The 23,066-nt window shown below is 56.3% G+C and carries 16 protein-coding genes; 2 read left to right on the plus strand and 14 right to left on the minus strand.

What is annotated here, in order from left to right; genetic code table 11:
* Window positions 1–89: 89 nt before the first annotated feature.
* Together E0L35_RS14350 and E0L35_RS14355 are read right to left on the minus strand one after the other, a co-directional pair.
* Window positions 90–2,459: a Tex family protein gene (locus E0L35_RS14350; protein ID WP_138800633.1), complete on the minus strand. Its 2,370-nt coding sequence runs from the start codon at window positions 2,457–2,459 to the stop codon at window positions 90–92.
* Window positions 2,460–2,539: 80 nt separating this feature from the next.
* Window positions 2,540–2,782 carry a DUF1127 domain-containing protein gene (locus tag E0L35_RS14355; protein WP_138800634.1) on the minus strand — a complete coding sequence of 81 codons (243 nt, stop codon included), beginning with the start codon at window positions 2,780–2,782 and terminating at the stop codon, window positions 2,540–2,542.
* Window positions 2,783–2,903: 121 nt separating this feature from the next.
* Between E0L35_RS14355 and E0L35_RS14360 the strand changes: the two genes are divergently transcribed.
* Entirely contained in the window at window positions 2,904–3,764 is an 861-nt protein-coding gene (locus E0L35_RS14360) for a LysR substrate-binding domain-containing protein (RefSeq protein WP_138800635.1), read from the plus strand.
* 619 nt (window positions 3,765–4,383) lie between these two features.
* On the opposite strand, the gene E0L35_RS14365 is transcribed toward E0L35_RS14360, so the two are convergent.
* The 6 genes from E0L35_RS14365 to yrfG form a co-directional block, all read right to left on the minus strand.
* On the minus strand, window positions 4,384–5,571 hold the full coding sequence (locus E0L35_RS14365) for an alpha-hydroxy acid oxidase (RefSeq protein ID WP_138800636.1): 1,188 nt from the start codon (window positions 5,569–5,571) through the stop codon (window positions 4,384–4,386).
* A 44-nt stretch (window positions 5,572–5,615) separates the two neighbouring features.
* Window positions 5,616–6,122, minus strand: coding sequence for a peptide-methionine (R)-S-oxide reductase MsrB (gene msrB, locus E0L35_RS14370; protein WP_022519711.1), 507 nt, complete (start codon window positions 6,120–6,122; stop codon window positions 5,616–5,618).
* Window positions 6,123–6,345: 223 nt separating this feature from the next.
* The gene (locus tag E0L35_RS14375) at window positions 6,346–7,902 is read right to left on the minus strand and encodes a phosphoenolpyruvate carboxykinase (protein ID WP_027958817.1); all 1,557 of its coding nucleotides are present in this window, start codon (window positions 7,900–7,902) and stop codon (window positions 6,346–6,348) included.
* A gap of 301 nt (window positions 7,903–8,203) precedes the next feature.
* A complete protein-coding gene (gene hslO, locus E0L35_RS14380) occupies window positions 8,204–9,079 on the minus strand; it encodes an Hsp33 family molecular chaperone HslO (RefSeq protein WP_022519713.1) in 876 nt (291 codons plus the stop codon).
* 66 nt (window positions 9,080–9,145) lie between these two features.
* Window positions 9,146–9,535: a S4 domain-containing protein gene (locus tag E0L35_RS14385; RefSeq protein WP_022519714.1), complete on the minus strand. Its 390-nt coding sequence runs from the start codon at window positions 9,533–9,535 to the stop codon at window positions 9,146–9,148.
* On the minus strand, window positions 9,532–10,224 hold the full coding sequence (gene yrfG / locus E0L35_RS14390; protein WP_027958816.1) for a GMP/IMP nucleotidase: 693 nt from the start codon (window positions 10,222–10,224) through the stop codon (window positions 9,532–9,534). The genes E0L35_RS14385 and yrfG overlap by 4 nt, the downstream gene beginning before the upstream one ends.
* Before the next feature lie 77 nt (window positions 10,225–10,301).
* Between yrfG and nudE the strand changes: the two genes are divergently transcribed.
* Window positions 10,302–10,943, plus strand: coding sequence for an ADP compounds hydrolase NudE (nudE, locus tag E0L35_RS14395; protein ID WP_022519716.1), 642 nt, complete (start codon window positions 10,302–10,304; stop codon window positions 10,941–10,943).
* Window positions 10,944–11,151: 208 nt separating this feature from the next.
* Here the strand turns inward: nudE and E0L35_RS14400 are convergent, their stop codons facing one another.
* The 6 genes from E0L35_RS14400 to E0L35_RS14425 all read right to left on the minus strand — a co-directional run bounded on the left by E0L35_RS14400 (window position 11,152) and on the right by E0L35_RS14425 (window position 23,030).
* The gene (locus E0L35_RS14400) at window positions 11,152–12,210 is read right to left on the minus strand and encodes an oxidoreductase (protein ID WP_138800637.1); all 1,059 of its coding nucleotides are present in this window, start codon (window positions 12,208–12,210) and stop codon (window positions 11,152–11,154) included.
* Window positions 12,211–12,266: 56 nt separating this feature from the next.
* Window positions 12,267–14,111: a dihydroxy-acid dehydratase gene (ilvD, locus tag E0L35_RS14405; RefSeq protein WP_138800638.1), complete on the minus strand. Its 1,845-nt coding sequence runs from the start codon at window positions 14,109–14,111 to the stop codon at window positions 12,267–12,269.
* A gap of 208 nt (window positions 14,112–14,319) precedes the next feature.
* Window positions 14,320–16,494: a methyl-accepting chemotaxis protein gene (locus tag E0L35_RS14410; RefSeq protein WP_138800639.1), complete on the minus strand. Its 2,175-nt coding sequence runs from the start codon at window positions 16,492–16,494 to the stop codon at window positions 14,320–14,322.
* A gap of 249 nt (window positions 16,495–16,743) precedes the next feature.
* Window positions 16,744–18,909: a PAS domain-containing methyl-accepting chemotaxis protein gene (locus E0L35_RS14415; protein WP_041157914.1), complete on the minus strand. Its 2,166-nt coding sequence runs from the start codon at window positions 18,907–18,909 to the stop codon at window positions 16,744–16,746.
* A 162-nt stretch (window positions 18,910–19,071) separates the two neighbouring features.
* The gene (gene lon / locus E0L35_RS14420; protein WP_138800640.1) at window positions 19,072–21,624 is read right to left on the minus strand and encodes an endopeptidase La; all 2,553 of its coding nucleotides are present in this window, start codon (window positions 21,622–21,624) and stop codon (window positions 19,072–19,074) included.
* Window positions 21,625–21,773: 149 nt separating this feature from the next.
* Window positions 21,774–23,030, minus strand: coding sequence for a DUF945 family protein (locus E0L35_RS14425; protein WP_022519722.1), 1,257 nt, complete (start codon window positions 23,028–23,030; stop codon window positions 21,774–21,776).
* Window positions 23,031–23,066: the final 36 nt, after the last annotated feature.

A 23,066-nucleotide genomic window follows, 5' to 3' on the forward strand; every position in this document is an offset into this window, starting at 1 on the left:
ATCGCCATCATCGCTGATTCAAAAACAGAAAACAGGATATGGCGGCAACGATCGTTTTTTCAAGACACCTTCGCTTCCAGGGCGCGCGACTATTTGCCGCCACGCGCTTTCAACAGCGCAGCACCCAGCGCCCCCATGGGCTCCGGCGCTTCAGTTTTATTTGCGTTGTTACGCTGGTTTCGAGCCGGTTTACGGGCACCACTGTATTGATCTTTAGGCGAGCCACTGTTCTTATTGGCACCGCTGTTAGCACCGTTTTCAGCCTCAGGCTGGTCATCCAAACGCATCGATAGACCTACCCGTTTGCGGGGGATATCAATGCTCATCACTTTAACGGTGACAATATCACCTGCTTTCACCACGCTGCGGGGGTCATCGATAAAGCGATCAGATAGCGCCGAGATATGTACCAGGCCATCCTGATGGACACCGATATCCACAAAAGCGCCGAAGTGGGTCACATTGGTGACTGTGCCTTCGAGCACCATGGAAAGCTTGAGGTCATTAAGGGTTTCGACACCTTCGCGGAATTCGGCCGCTTTAAACTCAGGACGAGGGTCGCGACCAGGTTTATCCAGTTCTTTGAGAATATCGCTGACGGTGGGCACGCCGAAACGCTCATCGGCAAAATCGGCGGGCTTTAAGGCTTTCAACGCGGCGCTGTCGCCAATCAAGCCGCGTACTTCACGCCCGCTCTGCTTGGCGATACGTTCCACCAGTGAGTAGGCTTCCGGGTGAACGGCGCTGGCATCCAAGGGGTTATCGGCATTGTGGATACGCAGGAAACCCGCGCACTGCTCGAAGGTTTTGGCACCGAGGCGGCTCACTTCTAACAGCTCTTTACGGTTTTTGAAGGCGCCTTTGACATTACGCTGAGCAACGATATTTTCGGCCAGCGCAGCGCTCAGACCGGCTACCCGTGAAAGCAGTGCGCTGGAAGCGGTATTGAGGTCGACGCCCACGGCGTTAACACAGTCCTCAATGACGACTTCCAGACTGCGCGACAGCTGCACCTGGGAGACATCGTGCTGGTATTGGCCTACGCCAATCGACTTGGGCTCGATTTTAACCAGTTCGGCCAGCGGATCCTGCAGGCGGCGACCAATAGAGACGGCACCGCGCACGGTGACATCGAGATCGGGCATTTCCCGCGAAGCGTATTCAGAGGCGGAGTAGACCGAGGCGCCCGCTTCAGAGACCATCACTTTGCTTAACCGATGCGCTGGTGCCAGCGCTTTTAGCAGCTCGCCCGCGAGCTTGTCAGTTTCACGGCTGGCGGTGCCATTGCCCACCGCAATCAGCTCGACGCCGTGCTGTTTCACCAGCTTAGCCAGCACGCTCAAGGCTTCATTCCACTGATTTTGCGGCGCATGGGGATAGATAGTGGTGTGATCGACAAATTGCCCAGTGGCATCGATCACCGCGACCTTACAGCCGGTGCGCTGGCCGGGGTCGATAGCCAGCGTCACTTTTTGCCCCGCCGGCGCAGCCAGCAGCAGGTCTTTTAGGTTGGCCGCAAACACTTCAATGGCGGTAAGCTCAGCCTGTTCGCGCAGGCGGCCCAGCAGCTCGGTCTCCAGTGCTGTATAGAGCTTCACCCGCCAGGTCCAGCGCACCACTTCGGCTAACCACTTATCCGCCGGGCGGCCCTGGTCGCTGATGCCAAACTGCTTGGCAATCGCCAACTGGGCGGGGTGAATGGGGGCCTCGTCTTCGCCGGGCAGTCGAATCGACAGGCTCAACACGCCTTCGTTACGCGCCCGGAACATTGCCAAAGCGCGGTGTGATGGCGCTTTGGCGAGTTTCTCATCGTGTTCGAAATAGTCGGAGAACTTGGCGCCCTCCTGCTGCTTGCCCTCCAGCACACGGGCACTGAGCTCGCCCTCTTGCCACAGCCGTTCGCGCAGTTGGCCGATGAGCTCGGGATCCTCGGCGAAGCGCTCCATCAAGATCTGCTTGGCGCCATCCAGAGCGGCCTTGGCATCTTCGATGGCAGGAATATCGCCTTCTGCTGGGCGCAGATAGTTTTCCGCTTCGCTTTCCGGATTAAGCGTTGGATCGGCAAGCAGCGCATCCGCCAGCGGCTCAAGCCCTGCTTCGCGAGCGATTTGCGCTTTGGTGCGGCGTTTTTTCTTAAACGGCAGGTATAAATCTTCCAAGCGTTGCTTGGTCTCGGCAGCGTCGATGCTGGCTTTCAGTGTAGCATCGAGCTTGCCCTGCTCATCAATGGCGGCAAGTACCGCGGCGCGGCGCTCTTCCAACTCACGCAGATAGCGCAGCCGCTCATCTAGCTGGCGCAGCTGGATATCGTCCAGCGCGCCGGTGACTTCTTTACGGTAACGGGCAATGAAGGGCACGGTGGCGCCGCCATCCAGTAGCTCCACCGTGGCGGACACTTGCTCGGGACGCACACCAAGCTCAGTGGCCAGGCGGGAAATAATACGCTGATTGACATCCATAAATTGCAACTAACTCATGCAGCATTTTTTAGTGCCAACAAGGTATCACAAACGCGCCACGGCTGGCATGACTTGCGGCTTCAGCGTCGCCACCCGTGGTCATCCCAGAACGGGCGGCGTGACTCGCGCTGTACGTCATCGCGGCTGATACCAATATCTTTCAGCATGTCATCGCTCAAATGGCGCAAGGAATCCCGCTCGCGACGCAATTGGTACCAGCGATAAATTCTTTCCCGCCAGGTGATGCTGGGTTGCTTCTCAGCAGATTGGCACTGTTGGTTCTGCAAGTGTTGGTTTTGCAAGCAGTGTAGCGAGCGCTCCATTTCAACCTCCCTTCGCCGCCAGCAACGGCGTGGTGAATAAGTGTTGAAGGAAGTATTGAACAGCGCCTAAAATCAATCCAACGAATAGTCCTTATGTTCAACATCAAAAAGATTGATAGCCATGGCCACACTACCCACCATCGATCATGAGCTGCTGCGTACCTTTGTGGCCATTGTCGACCAGGGCGGCTTCACCCGCGCCGCTCAGACGGTAAACCGCACTCAATCGGCCGTCAGCATGCAAATCAAGCGGCTGGAAGAGGATGTTATCCAGCGCCCACTGTTCGTGCGCCAGAATCGCCAGCTGCTGTTAACCAGCGAAGGGCATACGCTGCTGGGTTATGCACGCAAAATTCTTTCGTTGCAGGGAGAAGCACTGACGCTGCTGCGCCAGCCGGATATGGTGGGCCGTGTGCGACTGGGGGTGCCGGATGACTATGTGATGCGTTTTCTGCCCGGCATTCTGAAAACCTTCTCCCAAGCCTGGCCGCTAGTGGATGTGGATGTGCACTGCGCCCCCTCGTCGGTACTCTCTCAGCAGCCGCAAGGGAGCCTAGACCTGATTATTATGACGCGGGAGATAGGCGACGAAGTTGGCACCATTTTAAGGCGTGAGGCTACCGTGTGGGTCTCGGCTGAGAGCCATTGCACACATTTACAGACGCCAGTACCCCTTGCCATGTTTGAGGCTCCCTGCTTTTGTCGGCGTCATGCCTGCAATGCACTGGATCGCGCAGGCCGAGCCTATCGAGTCGCTTACAGCAGCCCGAGCTTGGCGACGTTACAGGCGGTTGTGGGGGCGGGCTTGGCAGTGTCTGCCTGGATGCGCAGTTTAGTCACCGCCGACATGCAGATATTGGGTAAAAAAGATGGGTTTCCCGAACTGCCGGAAGCGTCCATCGTTTTGCAGCACACCTCCGCCACCCAGTCACCGATTATCGATAGCCTGGCCGAGCATATTGTTGAAGGGTTTAGGCTTTGATGAGACAGATGCACATCCCGTAGCGCGTGGTAACGAGAAAGCGAGTTCAGCGAGCGTTCGTAGGCACCCGCGGGAGGCGTCGGCACGACGCCCAATGGCACTTCAGCCATACCCGGCACCGCTTCGCGCTGCTCTCGCGGGTGCGCTGACGCTTACGCCGCGCTACGAAACCCACCGATTCAACTTCGTGCACATCCGTAGCGCGTGGTAACGAAGAACGCGAGTTCAGCGAGCGTTCGTAGGCACCCGCGGGAGGCGGCGGAACGACGCCCCGTGGCACCCCAACCAACCCTGCCTACACGGACCAAACCCCGGCACCGCTTCGCGCTGCTTCCGCGGGTGCGCTTCGCTTACCACGCGCTACGAGAACCCATCGATTTCGCTTGGTGCAGAACCCGTAGCGCGTGGTAACGAGAACGCGAGTTCAGCGAGCGTTCGTAGGCACCCGCGGGAGGCGTCGGCACGACGCCCAATGGCACTTCAGCCAAACTCCGGCACCGCTTCGCGCTGCTTCCGCGGGTGCGCCTTAGGCTTACCACGCGCTACTAAATCTCGCATGCACATGGATGTGGGGATTCCAAGGGGATGTGCACGTTATGCACATGGCCGAGGCACGTAATCACACTGTTGATAGGTAGAGGCAGGAGCGGTCTAGCTGTGAGAGACTGGTCAGCCCTAGCAAAGCCATATTGCGCTCAATTTCACGCTGTAAAAGATCGGCGACATGCTCTACCCCAGCCTGCCCTGCGCAGGCGGCGGCATAGTTGAAAGGACGCCCCACAAAGACAAAATCAGCCCCCAATGCCAGCGCCTTGATCACATCGGAGCCACGCCGGAAGCCGCTGTCGATCATAATGGGGATATCACTAACGCGACGCTTGATCTCGGGCAGCACCTGGAGCGGGGAAATGGTGCAATCCAACTGGCGTGCGCCATGGTTTGAAAGAATAATGCCATCAACCCCTGCTTGCTGAGCACGTACTGCGTCTTCCGGGTTTAATATCCCTTTGACAATCAAGGTGTCGGGCCACAGGCGCCGTACAAGATCGAGATAACCCCAGTCAAAATGGCGTCGCCCCGAAAAGTCCCGCGCTGCTTGTCGGGAGATAACGGGCGCGCCCCGCTCGGCATAGTTGTTTTCAAAATGCGGCATGCCGTGCTTCCACAAGGTGCGCAGGAAGGTATTGCAAAGCCAGCCTGGTCGTATCAGACCGTCAAACGCTAGGCGAAGGGTTGGCTCGAGAGGGGATGAAAACCCCGAACGGCGGAAATTGTCGGGGTTGGGCGGCACCGGGTAATCAAGCGTTACCACCAGCTTCTTGAAGCCGGCTCGCTTGATCCGCTCGAGCAGGGCCTCGATACCTTCTGGGGTACCGGGCAGGTAGGCCTGAAACCAGTCGGCCCCCTCCACCTTAGCCACCTCCTCCATGGGCACCAGCGATGAACCACTCATAACCATGGGCAGGTTGCGCTTTGCTGCTGCCCGAGCCAGCACTAAGTCGCCCTGGTAAGTTGATAGCGCACTAATGCCCATGGGGGCGATACCGAACGGAACAGTGTAGCGTTTGCCATAAAGTTCGGTGTGCAGATCAATCTGCGAGACGTTGACAAACGCCTTGGGCAAAAAGCGGTAATCATCAAAAGCGGTTAGGTTGGCTCGCTGGGTTCGCCCATCCTCGGCCACATGGTCGATATAGCCAAAAATTGGCCTGGGCAACACTTTTCGGGCCAGCCGCTCAGCATCATGCAGGTTATGGATGCTGGCGAGTTTCTTTCGAGTCCATCGTTGTTGGAGCCAACCTTTCACGCAACACTCCTAATGATTGTTCTATCCTCCCCCCGCTCGGCAGCCTAGCTCGATTCAGCAGGCACGAAGCGCAAGGCAACGCCATTGTTGCACCAGCGCAGGCCGGTGGGTTCGGGGCCATCTTCGAAGACGTGGCCCTGATGGCCACCGCAGCGGGCGCAGTGGTATTCGGTACGGGGCCAAACCAGCTTGAAGTCCAGCTCGGTCAGCATATGCCCTTCCACGTGTTCGAAAAAGCTTGGCCAACCGGTACCGGAATCATATTTCATTTCACTGGTGAAGAGTAACAGATCGCAGCCAGCGCAGCGGTATTCACCATCCCCCCACTCCTTGTCCAACGGGCTTGAAAAGGCGGGCTCAGTGCCTGCCTTTCGGAGTACATCAAAGGCTTCATCGGAGAGTCGTTCACGCCATTCGGCTTCACTCAACTCCAGTGGCTCCAGGCCTGGTGCAGCTTCCAGGTCAAGCCGTGGAAAGCCAAATGACAGTCCAGGTATCACCCCGACCGCGCCGGTTAGTCCGGCCAGGCCTAAAAATTGACGTCTTTTCATGAGAATCACTCCCCAGAAATTGGCAAGGAAAATAATCGGCCAGCAAAAGAGCCAATAAAAATGGGACAGTGCCGTGGCGCTGTCCCATTCTGAGGTCGATCATTTCTGTGTAGTTTAGTCGCTATTGGGTGCGACTTACTTACACTGGCACGCTACTTTTTCTGCTGCTTTTTCTAGCGGCCTGACACGCTGGTCAACTGACGTCCAAGTCATCAACTGATGCTCAGGTCAGTTGGGGGCCTGCCTGGATAATGGCCTCATTGACGCCTTCAAATTTCTTGAAGTTATCGACGAATTTGGTCGCCAGGTCTTTGAGGTGGCGGTCGTAGGCGTCACGGTCTTGCCAGGTTTCACGCGGGTCGAGCAGGCTGGAATCAACGCCCGGCACGGCAAGCGGCACTTGCAGATTGAGCCCATCGATGTGCTTGGTCTCGATGTCGCGCAGCACGCCAGACTGAATCGCGCTGATGATGGCACGTGTGGTCGGAATGGAGAAGCGTGCGCCACCTTCGCCGTAAGCACCGCCAGTCCAGCCGGTATTAACCAGATATACCTGGGCGTCTTTTTTCTCGACACGCTTGATCAGTAGATCAGCGTACTCACGGGCAGGACGCGGGAAGAACGGTGCGCCAAAGCAGGTAGAGAATGTGGCGGCCAAGCCTTCAGAGGAGCCCATTTCAGTGGAACCCACTTTAGCGGTGTAGCCAGACAGAAAGTGATACGCCGCGGCTTCTTTGGAAAGAATCGACACTGGGGGCAGCACGCCGGACATATCGCAGGTCAGGAACACGATGGCATTCGGCTCGCCAGCCAGGTTTTCCGCTACGCGCTTCTCAACGTGCTCTAACGGGTACGCGGCACGGGAGTTTTGGGTCAGGCTATCGTCGGCGTAATCAGGCTCACGACGGTCGTCCAGCACCACGTTTTCCAGTACGGTGCCAAACTTGATGGCGTTCCAGATGACCGGCTCGTTCTTCTCGGAAAGATCGATACACTTGGCGTAGCAGCCACCTTCCATATTGAAGACGACCCCATCCCCCCAAGCGTGTTCGTCATCGCCGATCAAGAAGCGCGCCTGATCCGCCGAGAGCGTGGTTTTACCGGTGCCAGAGAGACCGAAGAAGAGACAGGTTTCGCCATCTTCACCCACGTTCGCCGAGCAGTGCATGGGCAGTACGTCGGCAGCTGGCAGCAGGAAGTTCTGCACCGAGAACATGGCTTTCTTCATTTCACCGGCGTAGCGCATACCCGCGATAAGCACTTTTTTCTCGGCGAAGTTGATGATCACGCAGCCGTCAGAGTTGGTGCCATCGCGAGTAGGGTCACACTCAAAGCCTGCGGCGTTAAGAATCGTCCACTCGTCTTTAACTGCTTGGTTGTAGGCCTGAGGGCGTACAAACATGGTGCGGCCAAACAGGTTTTGCCAAGCGGTTTCGGTGGTGACGCGCACCGGCAGGTAGTGAGTGGAATCACTGCCCACGTGCAGCTCAGAGACAAAATGCTCTTGGCTGACCAGGTGGTCATTGACTCGATCCCACAGGGCGTTGAACTTGCCGGCGTCGAAGGGCTGGTTAACGTTGCCCCAATCGATTTGGCTGCTAGTGGAGGGCTCATCAACGATATAGCGGTCTTTCGGTGAGCGACCGGTACGCAGGCCGGTCTTGACTACCAAGGCGCCGTTGGCTGAGAGGCGGCCTTCGCCACGTGCCACTGCGCGCTCGACTAGTTCGGCGCTGCTGAGATTAACGTGGGATTGGGGAGCGGCTTGAGTCGTGGTCATTTCGATTCCTGGGCTTCTCTCGGTTTACCGGGCGTCACCGACGCCTTGATGTTCATCCCAGCCACTGTGAAACCGGCTGGGCGCGCTGAAGTTCGGCGCATTATGGCAAAAAGAAAGCCCCCAGGAAACGGGGGCGCAGATCAAATATCTTGTAGTTAAACTACTACAAAGGCACTACATTTTGTGTTGCAGCGCAGTAAAAATTCAAACATCCGTTTGCACGAAACACCAAATTCATTGAATCCATTGGCGCTCCTAGCACTGCTGGTAAACACCCTGATATACGCTTTCGACTACACACTTAGTGAATCGTGGGCGGTGGTGCGTCAGGGTCGTCCAACAAAGTTTCAATATCCGCTGCTGTGTAGTGATATTTCGTGTGGCAAAAGTGGCATTGGGTATCAATAGCTCCCTGCTCGTGCAAAATATCCCGCAGTTCCTCTTTACCCAGAGAGTGCAACGCGTAGCTCATACGCTCACGGGAGCAGGTGCAGCCAAAGCGCAGTGCTTTGGGTTCAAAAACACGCACGGTCTCTTCGTGATAGAGACGATGCAGCACCTCGCGCTGCTCAAGGCCGAGCAGTTCTTCCGTTTTGATCGTATCGGCTAGCTGTACGCTGCGATCCCAGGCATCGACATCCTGGTTTTGTGACTCTTCTGGTAGCCGCTGCAGCAGTAACCCGCCCGCACGCTTCTCATCGGCGGCCAGCCAGAGGCGGGTTGGCAGTTGCTCGGATTGGCTGAAATAGGCTTCCAGGCAGCCGCCCAGGGTCTCTTGATCCAACGCCACAATACCTTGATAGCGGTGGCCCTCACGGGGATCGAGGGTAATCACGATCTGGCCTTCTCCCACTAGTTCGCGGAAGCTGGCGTGCTCGCTGGGCAGTGCGGCGTCTTCTGCTATGCGGGCAATCGCGCGCAGTTCACCACCGGGGTTGGACTCGGCCATTAACAGTGACAGAACGCCGCGTCCACGTACCTCGATACTCAACGTGCCATCCAATTTCACGGTATCGGTAAGCAACGCCACGGCGGCTAATAGCTCGCCCAACAGCTCATTCACCGCCGGAGGGTAGGCATGACGATCCAGCACTTCGTGGTAGGCGGCCGCCAGGGTGACGATCTCGCCGCGGACATTGGTGTGATCGAACATAAAACGTTGAATTTGATCGGACATAATTTGGCAACCTAGTGTTTTAGAACAGCAAATATTGAAGGGCGGCAAAGATATAACTGCGTGGGCTTACTCACCCTGATGGCGCTGGAAGCGCTGGATATCGCGGCGCTGCTTTTTGTCGGGGCGCTTGAGAGGATGCTGCATCGCTTCGTTAGTGAGGCGTCTTGCTTCGGCCTCTTTAGCACGACGCTGCACGCTCTCTTCGGTTTCTGCATAGAGCGTGCGCGCTTCTGGTGCCCCGCGGCGTTGATCCGAAAGCGATAAGACCTCGACCTCCAATATCTCCCAGCCCTGGGGCACGCGAATAAGCGCACCGACTTCCACCTGCTTGCTGGTTTTAGCGCGACCGCCGTCGTAATTCACTTTCCCGCCCTCGATAGCTTTTTTAGCCAGTGCGCGGGTCTTAAAAAAGCGTGCGGCCCACAGCCATTTATCCAAGCGTACGCTCTCACTCATTTAGGCACTCCTTGGGTTGCTGACACCTGTTCAGGAAGCTGTTCGGGTAGCAGGTGGGCAAAGCGATCGAGGGCAATAAATTCTTGCAGCTCTTTTTCAGGCCGCTGGCTGTCGGGCTGTTTAATGCCCAGTAAATGCTTAATGCCAAACTCACGAGCGCTCTCGAGTACACGGGCGTTGTCGTCGATAAACAGCGTACGCGTGGGATCAAAGGCTTCGATGTCTTGTAGCGCAAACCAAAACGCCTGCTCCTCTTTGGCGGCTCCTACGTCCTCGGAAGAGACGATCGCGTCCAGGTAACTTTCCAAACCGGTGAGCGGCAGCTTCAGGGCAAGACTCGCACGATCCGCGTTAGTGGCGAGCACGACCCTCGGGTGGGCCTGTTTGAGCCATTTGAGGAAATCCAGAGCATCGCTACGCAGGCCTATCAAGTGCTGGACTTCGCGCTTCAGAGCGACGATATCCACGCCCAGCTCGCGGCTCCAGTACGCCAGACTGTACCAGTTTAAGGTGCCCTGCTCGCCGATAATACGCGCGCGCAGCGCCTCCTGGGAGGCTTCATCCAGTTGGTGCAGTTCGCGGTAGCGCCGCGGCAGGTGCTCGAGCCAAAAGTGGCTGTCGAAGTGTAAATCCAGCAGCGTGCCGTCCATATCCAAGAGGACGGTGTCTATCTCGCGCCAATCAATCATTGCCGCTCCAGTCACGTTAGGAGTAAGCGTGCTATTGTAGCTTAACCGCCTTTTACCAGCCATGGAGGCCCACTTTTATGTCTACGCCCCCCCCAACTCGCGACACCTTCAATCACCCTGAAGGTGCCAGTGCTAAGCGTTCGGGCTACCAGCAAAAGCCGCAAATTTTGGCTCGCAAGAGCGTGGCCCAGAGCCGTTTATTCCAGATTGAGTCGCTTGATTTGCGTTTTTCTAACGGAGAAGAGCGCCAATTTGAGCGCTTGACCGGCGCTGACCGCGGCGCAGTGATGATGGTGGCGATGCCCGACCCAGACCACGTGCTGCTGATACGTGAATACGCCGCTGGATTTGAAGATTATGTGCTCACCCTGCCAAAGGGATTAGTCGACCCTGGCGAAGATATCATTACCGCGGCTAACCGCGAGTTGATGGAGGAGTGTGGCGTTGGCGCTCACCGCATTGAACCGCTGGTCGAGCTTTCGCTGGCACCCAACTATATGCGCCACCGTATGCAGGTACTCCTCGCCACCGACCTGTACCCCAAGCGCCTGCCAGGGGATGAGCCAGAGCCATTGATTGTGGAAACCCACGCCATCGAGGAGCTACCCGCCCTACTACTGCGCGAGGATTTTCACGAAGCCCGCGCTATCGCCGCGCTCTATATCGCCCGGGATAGGTTGCGGGAAGAGAAACGCAATAGTGCGACGGATTTGCTTTGAAGTATCTAAGTAGGCAGTAGCTTCGCTCGAGGTGGGTCGATGTCATCGTGAGCGAAGCTACCTCATTTTTGTCATTGCGAGCGAAGCGAAGCAATCTCGGGGTTATACTGCCGCCGCTGGTTGAGATTGCCGCGTCGCTACGCTCCTCGCAATGACATAATAAGAAGGCTCCTCACACGCAAAAGCGACTAATCCCCCGCCCCTCTCTCTAAAGATGAGTTTTCAATGCGATCCAGCGGCGCTGGCGGTGGCTATCCAGCCCGGCTTCCAGCAAGGACATTGAGCGCAGGGCATCATCGGCGCTGACCGGTAGTGGCTCCTTATCGCGGATAGCGGCGGCTATACCTTGGTAATAGGCCAGGTAGTCGCCCGGCAGGGTAGGAAGCTCACGACGCGTTAGCGGTGCGTTATCCCCCTCCCCTTCGCGCAGTGTCAGGGTGCCATGTTGAGTATCTTCGCCCCACAGGGATGTCGGCACTTCGCCTGCTTTTAAGCGATCCTCTTGAGGGTCTAAGCCGTATTTTATGAAGCTGCCTTGGGTGCCATTAATCCGGAAGCGCGGTGTCGGTTCGGCCACCAGCGTGCCCGCCGCCAAGGTAACGCGAAAGCTTTCGTAATCGAGCAGCGCGAGGAAGTCATCGTCAGCCTGGGCGCCATCTCGCAGCATGCCGAGTTCCAGCAGAATAGCCTGGGGCATGCCAAACAGCTCGCAGGCTTGATCTAATAAATGCGGCCCCAGATCAAACCAGATGCCGCCACCGGGGGTGGCCTTCTCGCGCCAGCGATCGCGAACCTCCGGACGGAAACGATCGAAATGGGATTCGAAATTGACCAGACGTCCTAGCGTCCCCGCCTCAAGCAGGGCCTTAACGGTCAAGAAATCGCTGTCCCAACGACGGTTATGAAACACCGACAATAGACGCTCTTTATCATCCGCCAATTTTTTGAGCAGCTTGGCTTCTGACAGGGTCACCGTGAACGGCTTATCGACCACTACGTGCTTGCCCGCCGAGAGAGCGGCTTTGGCGAGGGAAAAGTGGGTATCGTTAGGAGTGGGAATAACGATCAGGTCAATATCACTGCGCTGGCAAAGTGCTAATGCCTGAGCCTCTACCTCAACATCCGGCAGTGACGCCTGCACCTTGGCGGCATCGCTTGAAGAGACCGCGACCAAATCCAGGCCTTCCGTGGCCTGGATCAGCGGTGCGTGGAAGGTTTGGCTAGCGAAACCGTAGCCGACTAATCCAACGTTTATAATCGCCTTCATTTGATTCCTTACTCGGGCTTATTGCATGTTTCAGCTGCATGTTTCAGCTGCGTATATCAGTCGAGTTTGCTTAGATCCCGAACAGCCCCTTTGTCAGCGGAGGTCGCCAACAGCGCATAGGCTTTAAGTGCCGGAGTGATCTTGCGGGGACGCTGCTCGGCAGGCTTCCAGGCAGTGGCACCCTTGGCGTCCATTGCCTCGCGGCGGGCCGCCAGCTCGGCATCGGTCAGTTTGACGTTAATCGCCCGATTGGGGATATCGATGCGGATCAGATCGCCCTGCTCAATCAATCCAATCGCACCGCCCGCCGCTGCTTCAGGAGAAACATGGCCAATAGAGAGCCCTGAAGTGCCGCCAGAGAAGCGCCCGTCAGTCAGTAGCGCGCAGGCCTTGCCTAACCCTTTGGATTTAAGATAGGAAGTTGGGTAGAGCATCTCCTGCATGCCAGGCCCCCCTTTCGGGCCTTCGTAACGAATCACGACGACATCACCCTCTTTGACCTTATCCGCCAACACATCGGCGACTGCCTGATCCTGAGACTCCACCACATGGGCGGGGCCTTCAAAGACCAGGATCGAGTCATCGACCCCGGCGGTTTTGACCACGCAGCCATCCAGCGCGATATTGCCGTAAAGCACGGCCAGGCCACCCTGCTGGGAGAAGGCGTGCTCAAGGTCACGAATACAGCCGGTGGCACGGTCACCATCCAAACTCGGCCAGCGGGCACTTTGGGAAAATGCCACTTGGGTAGGGATGCCACCCGGCCCGGCTTTAAAGAACTCAACCACTTCCGCGCTTGGCGAGCGCATGATATCCCACTCTTCCAGCGCCGCTTTCAGGCTGTCGCCATACACGGTGGGCACCGAGGTATCCAGCACTCCGGCACGATCCAGTTCCCCCAGGATGGCCATAATGCCACCTGCACGGTGGACGTCTTCGATATGGTACTTCTGGGTATTGGGCGCCACTTTACAGAGTTGGGGCACTTCACGGGAGAGGCGGTCGATATCGGCCATGGTGAAGTCCACCTCGGCTTCCTGGGCCGCCGCCAGGAAGTGAAGAATAGTGTTGGTAGAGCCGCCCATGGCGATATCCAGGGTCATGGCGTTTTTGAACGCCGCCTTGGAGGCAATGGCACGCGGCAGCAGGTGGGCTTCTTCGCCTTCGTAATAGCGCTTGGCCAGCTCGACAATGCGATGGCCAGCGGTTTCAAACAGGCGACGACGATCCGAGTGAGTCGCCAAGACGGTACCGTTGCCGGGCAAGGCCAGACCCAGCGCTTCGGTTAAGCAGTTCATGGAGTTGGCGGTAAACATGCCCGAACAACTGCCGCAGGTGGGGCAGGCGCTGCGCTCTACTTCCGCCAGGGTGTCATCATCCACGCTGTCGTCGGCGGCCATCACCATGGCATCGACGAGATCCAGCCCGTGGTTGAGAAGCTTGGTTTTACCCGCTTCCATGGGGCCGCCGGAAACAAAGATAACCGGAATATTGAGGCGTAGAGCGGCCATCAGCATTCCTGGGGTGATTTTGTCGCAGTTGGAAATACATACCAGCGCATCGGCGCAGTGGGCGTTGCACATATACTCAACGCTGTCAGCGATCAGGTCGCGGCTGGGCAGCGAGTAGAGCATGCCGTCGTGGCCCATAGCGATACCATCGTCCACCGCAATGGTGTTGAACTCTTTGGCGACGCCCCCGGCTTTCTCAATCTCCCGCGCCACCAGTTGGCCCATATCCTTTAAATGCACATGGCCCGGCACAAACTGGGTAAAGGAGTTGGCTACCGCGATAATCGGCTTTTGAAAGTCGCCGTCCTGCATACCCGTGGCACGCCACAGCGCGCGGGCACCGGCCATATTGCGGCCAGCGGTGGTGGTACGTGAGCGATACTCTGGCATGGTGTCCTCTACTCTCTAATAAATAGCTAGGCTCTATTTTTTATTAGCCCACAGCACGCAAGGCTGCAGGCTAGACTAATTCTGAAAAATATCAGTGGCTTTTGATTGTGGCATGAGCAATGCGCAGAGACTAGATGTGGAGGCTGGATGTAGAGGCTAAATCACGAGACCCGATAGGAAGTAAAGCGCCCTCCATGGCGCCGATTCATCAGAAGGTCGCCCACGCCTCTTCGGCTGGCTGGGCTTGGGCAGTACGCTGAGTCGGGGAGTTTTGGGGCGAGGCTAATGTGGGAGATGACGCTAATGGGGGCGTGGAGCCAAGCCCTGCTTGTTTAAGCAAGCGCTCGCGAGCAGTCTCACTGCTCTCTTCGGCAGCGCCCTCTAAGCGAAAGGCGGCGATAACGTTGGCCAGGCTCAGCGCTTCGCGGGTGAGGTCTTGAGCAGCGCTGGAAATCGACTGTACCTTGGAGGCATTCTGCTGGGTGACATGATCCATCTCCGCGACGGCGGTATTGATTTGCGCGATACCGTTGCTCTGCTCATCGGAGGCGGTGCTGATCTCTTCCATGATATCGCTGACTCTCATTACCTGAGTCACTACCTGATCGATAGCGGCTTCGGCCTCCTTCACCGCTTGGGCACCGCCGCTAATCTCCTGGGAGGAGGAGTCGATTAAACGACGAATGTCGCCAGCCGCATCAGCGCTACGCCCGGCCAAGCTACGCACCTCATTTGCCACAACTGCAAAACCACGCCCCTGCTCGCCAGCCCGAGCAGCTTCTACTGAGGCATTCAGCGCCAGAATATTGGTTTGAAAAGCGATGCCGTCGATGACGCTAATAATGTCGGTCATCTTATCGGCGCTGGCAGCGATACGCTCCATGCGTTCGACTAGCGCCTGCATGCGCTCGCCGGTTTCGCGGCTGGTGGTGGCATTTTGCATGGCCAGTTGATTGGCCTGACGGGCGTTTTCGCTGTTTTGTTGCACGGTCGCCGTCATCTGATCCATGCTAGAGGCAGTTTGCTGAAGCGAGGAGGCCTGCTGCTCAGTGCGCGATGCCAGGTCTTCATTCTGCTGTTTGATATGTTCGGACGCAGGTGTCACCACATCGACTTTGTTGCCCACCTCGGTAATCAGCCCCGATAAGCTAGCGCGCATGGTTTCCAGCGAACTCAGCAACTCGCCTAACTCGTCATTACGCTTTAAAGTCACTCGGTTGGCGAGGTTACCCGCGGCAATTTGGAACGTTACCCGGCGCGCCTCGTTGAGTGATTTAATCAGCGATTTGAGTACCGCCATGCTCAGCCCCACCATTAACACAATACCCAGCAGCAGCACGCCCAACTGACCGTACAATAATACCTGTTGCTGCTGTTCGGCATTGTCCATCAGCGTATGCGCAGCCGTGCGTTCCTGTTCAACCAATACATTGATAGTGGCACTAATACTTTCAGAGGTGGGCTGCACGTTGTCATTAAAGGCTTCAAAAGCAGCAAAGCCGTTACCATCGCGGATAGCCGTCAGGGTGGTATCGGCACTTTCAATAAAAGTGGTGAGATGTGCCGCTAGGCCCTCTTGCACACCGCCGGTTTCGCGCTCTGCAGTATAGCCTTGCCACGACTGCTCAATGTCGGCACTCATGGTGGTTAACTGGCTTTCAAGAGCATCAAGATCCGCCCGCCTCGGGTTGCGCACCGCCGGTTCTAACGCCTGAATGGCTTGGCTAACCCGCTGGCCTATCTGCTGAAGGTCGGTAATGCCTTCAAGGCCCGTTTGATTGAGAGTGCGTAAGCGTTCAGCGGAACTGGTTAAGCCATACACCCCCGCCGCCCCTGCGATGACTAGTAAAACCACCGAAGCCAGCACCATGCCCATTAGTTTGGCCTGCATACTGCTGAAACTAAAACGCTTTACCCATCCACGCAGACCGGTGTGGCGTATTGCACCATAATGCAGCTTGAAACCACGTGTTTTGCCCTGTTGCATTGCAGCGTATACCCGCTCTGCCCGGGCAATGGCTCTATCCGCCGCTTTACGCCGGATAGAGGTATAGCCCACCACGCGGTTACCATCGAGCAGCGGCGCGATGGTGGTATGCATCCAATACGCTTCTCCCGTTTGGCGGCGATTCTTGATCAGCCCCTGCCAGGTTTTACCGGCTTCAATGGTTTCCCACAGGTTCTGAAAAACCGCCTTGGGCATGCTGTGGTGGCGGAACAGACTATGGGGTTCACCCATGATCTCGTCCAGCGTGTAACCACTCACCTCCACGAAGGTTTGGTTGGCGTAGGTGATTCTGCCCTGCAGATCCGAGCGTGAGATCAACACTTCGTCATCGGCTAATTCATAAATAGTGGATGCTGCTTGTGCGGCATTATGCATTGAGACCCCCTACTTTTTTATTGAAGGCTTGTGCCATCTTTAGGATTAGCGGTTCCCTAGGAGCCTGTCCGACTTAACACTGATCTACTGCGAATCTATGCTTCTCGCGACGATCGGCCAAGCCAGACAGGCTCCTAACGCTAAGCCTTTTCAATTAGAGGTAATGCATGAAATATGCCACCGCGAAGGGTGGCATGTCATAAAACCGAATAAAGGGAAATCAAGCACCTAACAGTGTCGTCTACCGGGCTAAAACGCTTCCCACTGGTCAGCGCGAGGCTGTGTTGCGGGTGTCTTAGCACGCTGCTCTGAAGGGGCTGTCAATTGCTGAGTTGCTTTACTGAGTGCCTGGTTGGCGCGCTGTAACTTCGCCCGCGCCTCTTTGATGTTCTCGTCTTGAGCGCCTTCCAAACGGAATGCATCGACCACGTTAGCGAGTTCAAAGGCTTCGAGGGAGAGATTGTCCGCTGACGCCGCAATCGACTGAACTTTTGAAGCGTTCTGCTGGGTCACAAGATCCATTTCGGCAATCGCCGAGTTAATTTGACCGATCCCACTGCTCTGCTCGCTGGACGCAGTGCTGATCGACTCCATCAGCTCACTGACTCGACTCACCTGCTGAGAGACTTCCTCAATCGCCCGCTCCGCCTGCTCTACCGCACTACGACCACCGCTGACTTCCTGAGTAGTGCTATCAATCATCTTGCGAATTTCCTGGGCGGCATCTGCACTGCGACCAGCTAGATTGCGCACTTCGCTGGCGACTACCGCAAAGCCGCGTCCATGTTCACCAGCACGCGCAGCCTCAACCGAGGCGTTGAGTGCCAAAATATTAGTTTGAAAGGCAATGCCGTCGATCACGCTGATCATCTCGGTCATCTTTTCAGCACTCTGGGCGATACGCTGCATGCGCTCCACCAGCTTTTGCATTTGCTGACCGGTTTCCTTGGTGCTGGCAGCGTTCTGCACTGCCAGATCAGTCGCCTGGCGGGCATTATCGGTGTTCTGCTGAACCGTCGAGGTCATCTCCTCCATACTCGAAGCGGTCTGCTGAAGCGACGACGCCTGCTGCTCAGTGCGCGAAGAGAGTTCCTCATTTTCAGCGGCTATCTGCTGAATCGCCGGAGTAACCACTGAGACACGATTCTCTACATCGCCCACGATGCTGGAGAGGCTAAAACGCATGGTGTCCAGGGAGTAGAGCAGCTCGCCCAACTCGTCGTTAGTTTGACGACGTTCACGGGCGGCCAAGTTACCCGCGGCAATTTGGAAAGTGATATACCGCGCGCCCGACAAGCTGCGAAACACGGATTTCAGAATCATTACACTCAAGCCGATCATGACTAAAAAGCCTACCGCCAGTAGCACCAGCTGCGCTATCAGCATTTGCTGACGCCCGCTTTGTGCCTCGGTCACCAGCAATTCGGCATCGGCACGCACCTGCTCAACCAAGGTGCTGTTCATCTCGCGCAGCGACTCTGTGGTCGGCACCACCACGTCATTCAAGGCCTCAAAGGCCGCGAACCCATTACCCTCTTCAATCGCCACAAGGGCGGTTTGCACCGCATCAATCCAGGTATTCAGAGCACTATCAAAAGCCTGGGCGGTCTCATCAGTGACCGTCGCATCCGCATAGTAGCCCGCCCACAGCGTCTGCATGGCATCGGTATACTGGCCAATGTCTGCGTTGACGGCCTCCAGGTCAGCCCGACGAGGGCTTCGTACCGCAGGTTCCAGCGTGCCAACCGTTTGACCAATATAGCGTTCGATATTCTGCAGCGAGGCGACATCGCTCAAACCTGAGCGATTAATGGTTTCCAGCCGCTCGCCGGAGAGTAACAGCGCAGAGACTCCCAACCCACCCGAAAGACAGAGTAGCAGCAGCGACGCCACCACCATACTGATGAGCTTGGCTTTCAGGCTAGTGAACTGAAAGCGCGACAGCATTCCAGTCAAGCCTTTACGCCGCAGCGTGCCATGGGCTAGTGCGTAGTGGCGGGATTTACCTTTTTCGCGAATCTCGGCATAGATTTTTTCTGCCTGGTTAATGGCTTTTTCTGACGCTTTGCGGCGCACGGAAGTGTAGCCGACGATGCGCTCACCGTCCCGCAGCGGCGCCACGGTGGCATTCACCCAGTAGTGATCGCCATTTTTACGCCGATTTTTAACCACGCCTTGCCAGGTTGTCCCCGCTTGGATGGTTTTCCAGAAATCCTTGTAAGCAGCTTCAGGCATATCAGGGTGACGAAGGAGGTTATGGGGAGAGCCAATGAGTTCTTCACGGCTATAGCCACTGACCTCAACAAAAGTAGGGTTGGCGTAGGTCACATTGCCCTTTAAATCCGAGCGGGAAATCAGCACCGCTTCCTCACTCAGAACATACTCACGCTGCGTCACGGGCTGGTTATTGCGCATTAGTTCTCCAAGAATTAGATATTCTTAATTTTTATAAAAGCATAGGTCATTATCGCTATAGATCATCTCGGCAAACCAGTGAACAAATGTAAAAAAAGCGCCTTACTCTCGTAAGACGCTTTAAAAGGTTAGATAGCCATTGCTGCAAATAAAATCAACGCTCTATTTTCGGCCAAACACGACATCTGCCACATCACGGTAGCGCTTGGCAAAGTGCACCGTCATGCCCTCTTTCAGGTAGTCCGGCAACTCTTCGTAATCGCGCTTGTTGGCGTCGGGCAAAATCAATTCAAAAATATCGCTGCGTCGCGCGGCAATGACTTTCTCACGAATACCGCCAACGGGGAGCACTTGGCCGGTTAACGTTAGTTCGCCGGTCATCGCCAAAGGCCTATCGATCGCATGGTGCTTGGCCAGCGAGAGCAGCGCCGTGGTCATGGTGACACCCGCCGAAGGGCCATCTTTCGGCGTGGCGCCCTCGGGTACGTGCAAGTGTACAAACGCCGAGTCAAAGAAGTCGGTATCGGCACCATACTCCTGCAGGTGGCCCAGGGTATAGCTGTAAGCGATATTGGCGGACTCCTGCATCACTTCGCCTAACTTACCGGTCAGTTTAAAACCACGATCCAGTGAGTGTACTTTGCCTGCTTCGATGGGCAATGTTGCCCCCCCCATGGAAGTCCACGCCAGGCCGGTCACTACCCCTTCGCCGGTAAGCACTTTCTCCTTACGGAAAATCGGCGCACCTAAGAACTCCTCCAGGTTTTTAACTGATATCTTGACCGTTTCAGACTCCTCTTCGAGCAGTTTAACGGCCGATTTACGCACAATGCGGTGCAGTTGCTTCTCCAGCTGGCGCACTCCGGCTTCCCGGGCGTAGCCTTCAATGACCTGCTTTAAAGCCGCATCGGAGAGGCTGATCCTCTTTTTCGTCAGGTTGTCGCGCTTGAGCAGCTTCGGCCACAGGTGGTGCTTGGCAATCGCCAGCTTCTCTTCAGCGATATAACCGGAGAGGCGGATCTGCTCCATACGGTCAAGCAGCGGCCCTGGAATCGAATCAAGCGTGTTGGCAGTGCAGATAAACAGCACCTTGGAGAGGTCCATGCGCACATCAAGATAGTGATCAAGGAAATCGACGTTCTGTTCGGGATCAAGTACTTCCAGCAGCGCCGATGCTGGATCGCCCTGAAAGGACTGCCCGAGCTTATCGATTTCATCCAGCATGATAACGGGGTTTTCGACCTCGACCTCTTTAAAGGCTTGCACCAGTTTGCCGGGCATAGCGCCCACATAGGTACGCCGATGGCCTTTAATTTCCGCTTCATCGCGCATACCACCGACTGAGAAACGGTAAAACTGGCGCCCTAAGGCTTCGGCGATCGAACGTCCGATGGAGGTTTTGCCTACCCCAGGAGGGCCTACCAACAATACAATCGAGCCGCCTACGTCGCCTTTGAAAGTACCCTCGGCCAGAAATTCGATAATACGCTCTTTAACGTCTTTCAAACCGTCGTGGTCGCGATCCAGCACCTGGCGGGCATGGGGTAGATCCAACTGATCCTGGCTGGTCACTCCCCAGGGCAGCGAGGTTAACCAATCCAGGTAGTTACGCGTGGTGCCATACTCCGGCGAACCGGTTTCCAACACGCTGAGCTTATTAAGCTCATCGTCAATACGCGATTGAACACGCTCGGGCACTACCAGTGACTCCAAACGCGCTCTAAAGGTATCTACATCGTTTTCTCGATCACCTTTGGAGATACCCAATTCACGCTGGATGACCTTGAGCTGCTCGCGCAGGAAGAACTCGCGCTGGCGATCCTGCATTTGCGCGTTTACCTGCTCGCTGATCTCGCCCTGTAGCAACGCAACATCGATCTCTTTCCGCAGCAGCGGCAGCACTTTCTGCATCCGCTCTTCTACCGAAAGTGTTGCCAGCACATCCTGAAGTTCGGGGCCTTTGGCGGAGGTAATAGCGGCGGCAAAATCGGTCAACGGCCCCGGCTGATGAGGACTAAAGCGGTTGAGGTAGTGCTTGAGTTCTTCACCGTACAGCGGGTTAATCGGCAGCAGCTCTTTAATGCCGTTGATGATCGCCATGGCGTAGGCGCGGGTCTCTTCGTTCTCCGCATCAACCGGCTCTTTAGGGTAGGTCACCTCGACGAGGTAAGGCGGCTCTTTGGAGAGCCAGCGGGTAATTTTAAAGCGCTGAAGCCCTTGAGCGATAAACTGAATCTGATCGTCTTCGCCCTTAAGTTTGTGCACTTTGACCGCAGTACCGATCTCCGGAAAACCTTCGTGATCCAGTGAGGTGACACCCTGCTCGCCCACAAAGGCAACACCCAATGTGTGGTGCGGCGTGTTACCCACACGGCGCATGGTCTCTTCCCAGCGCTCACGATTAATCACCAGCGGCTGTACCTGGGCGGGGAAGAACGGCCGGTTATGAATAGGCAGGAGGTAAATGCGTTCGGGCAGCATTTCACTAGCGGGCACCAGAGAGTTTACCCGCTCGCCGTCTGAGCGGTACTCACTTCCTCCCTGCTTACTATCGGGCTCTTGAGAGCTTTTTTCAGTCTGTTCGTTAGAGTGGTTTGCACCACTGTCTTCACTACTCTCTTCACTAACGGGGGTGTCATCAGTAGTGGATGACTGCTCATCATCAAGTTGCCAATCAAGATGTTCAGCGTCGTGTTCGTAATCCTGGTCGCTCATGCGTCCTCCAATGAACCGATACCGGCGGTGAGAACCGCCTAGTGTTGTCCATGGAATGCGGGCAGTGGGCCAAAACTTCAACCCTTCGCGAGTAGAACAGTCAGTTTAGCGGCGCTCCCTGCGACCGTAGGTAAACTTTTCTTTTAAAATTATTGAGGCCAAAGCTCGGGCATCGGGCGCCCATTGATACGCCAAACGCCACGCACCACATCAAACTGCAGCTCCCGAGTGCCCAGGGGCAGACCTAACCATAATGCGGCGACGGTAGGCGCATCGTGCCAGGTAAAGTCGCCATCAATGCGCTCCAGCCATTTCGCCTGCTCTTTCTTTTTATCGAGGTTAACCACACTCAGCTCATCCAACTGGCGGGCATCAAAAAACAGCGCGCCATCCGCATCCAGGCGAATACCCAACAGCGGGCTATCGATAGCAACGGTCGTGACATCTAAACGCGGCGAGTCGCTAAGCACTTTGCGCAGATCCGGCTCTAAACGGGCCAGCAACCCTTCGGCCATAGGTAGACTAGCGTCTCCCCAGGCGGCTTCCTGACGCAAACGACGAATCACTTGGCGAACCGCATCGGCATTCAAACGCGAAAGTTCCATCTCTATGCGGCCATTGAGCAACGGCATGTCCGGCGCTTGAGAAGGCACCATCACATCGCCCACTTCAAGCTCGCCTTTGATACGGAGTTCGCTCTCATCCAGCACCATATGGCTGTTTAGATCGAGAGGTGAAAACTGGATATCGTAGGAGGGGTAGCTGAGCGTCAGCGTTTCAATATGCAGGTGATCGCGTTGAGCAAAGTGGTAAGCATCATCAATATAAGTATAGCGGCTTTCGAGCACCGTGGGGCCTATCGCAAGCTGGGCCATACCGTCGGTCAGGGTAAGTTGATCAAATAACGCGCGTAGTCGCCAATCGCCAAACACGCCTTCCAAGCGCAGCCGACCACCGCGGACGGCTAAATCGCGGCCATTTTGTTGAATCACAAAGGGGGCAAGGGCAAGGCGCAATTCGCTATGACCGCTAAGGGTGTGATAGCGCCCCTGCCAACGCGGCACAGAGGGGGCGGTGACCTCACCCACGGCTTGCTGCAGAACGGTATCGAGACGTGGTAGTACGGTGCCTTCGACATCCGTGCTTAAAATACCGTGCCGCGCGCTATACGTGAGCTCAAGGCGCCAGGGTCGACCCAAAAGCGGTGACAGTATCACCCTGCCTTGGGAGCTTAACCACCCTTGATGACTCTCAGTACGATTGACGCGCCACTCGCCCCGCGCCTCCAGATCTTCGAGCGCTTGGCGTAGACTGCGCTCAAACAGCACACTGGAGAGTAGCTGCGCTGCCATCCACACTACGGCTATAATCGCCAGCGTGGGGACAATCAGACGTTCCTTGCGCATGCTACCTCCTTGAAGCCAACGCCTTGCAGCCAATGC

The sequence above is a fragment of the Halomonas sp. ATBC28 genome (assembly GCF_005937175.1).
Lineage (GTDB): Bacteria > Pseudomonadota > Gammaproteobacteria > Pseudomonadales > Halomonadaceae > Vreelandella > Vreelandella titanicae.

Coding starts and splice junctions, on each gene's coding strand:
- E0L35_RS14350 (WP_138800633.1), bottom strand. CDS start 2,459: ATGGATGTCAATCAGCGTATTATTTCCCGCCTGGCCACTGAGCTTGGT.
- E0L35_RS14355 (WP_138800634.1), bottom strand. CDS start 2,782: ATGGAGCGCTCGCTACACTGCTTGCAAAACCAACACTTGCAGAACCAA.
- E0L35_RS14360 (WP_138800635.1), top strand. CDS start 2,904: ATGGCCACACTACCCACCATCGATCATGAGCTGCTGCGTACCTTTGTG.
- msrB (WP_022519711.1), bottom strand. CDS start 6,122: ATGAAAAGACGTCAATTTTTAGGCCTGGCCGGACTAACCGGCGCGGTC.
- E0L35_RS14375 (WP_027958817.1), bottom strand. CDS start 7,902: ATGACCACGACTCAAGCCGCTCCCCAATCCCACGTTAATCTCAGCAGC.
- hslO (WP_022519713.1), bottom strand. CDS start 9,079: ATGTCCGATCAAATTCAACGTTTTATGTTCGATCACACCAATGTCCGC.
- E0L35_RS14385 (WP_022519714.1), bottom strand. CDS start 9,535: ATGAGTGAGAGCGTACGCTTGGATAAATGGCTGTGGGCCGCACGCTTT.
- yrfG (WP_027958816.1), bottom strand. CDS start 10,224: ATGATTGATTGGCGCGAGATAGACACCGTCCTCTTGGATATGGACGGC.
- nudE (WP_022519716.1), top strand. CDS start 10,302: ATGTCTACGCCCCCCCCAACTCGCGACACCTTCAATCACCCTGAAGGT.
- E0L35_RS14400 (WP_138800637.1), bottom strand. CDS start 12,210: ATGAAGGCGATTATAAACGTTGGATTAGTCGGCTACGGTTTCGCTAGC.
- ilvD (WP_138800638.1), bottom strand. CDS start 14,111: ATGCCAGAGTATCGCTCACGTACCACCACCGCTGGCCGCAATATGGCC.
- E0L35_RS14410 (WP_138800639.1), bottom strand. CDS start 16,494: ATGCATAATGCCGCACAAGCAGCATCCACTATTTATGAATTAGCCGAT.
- E0L35_RS14415 (WP_041157914.1), bottom strand. CDS start 18,909: ATGCGCAATAACCAGCCCGTGACGCAGCGTGAGTATGTTCTGAGTGAG.
- lon (WP_138800640.1), bottom strand. CDS start 21,624: ATGAGCGACCAGGATTACGAACACGACGCTGAACATCTTGATTGGCAA.
- E0L35_RS14425 (WP_022519722.1), bottom strand. CDS start 23,030: ATGCGCAAGGAACGTCTGATTGTCCCCACGCTGGCGATTATAGCCGTA.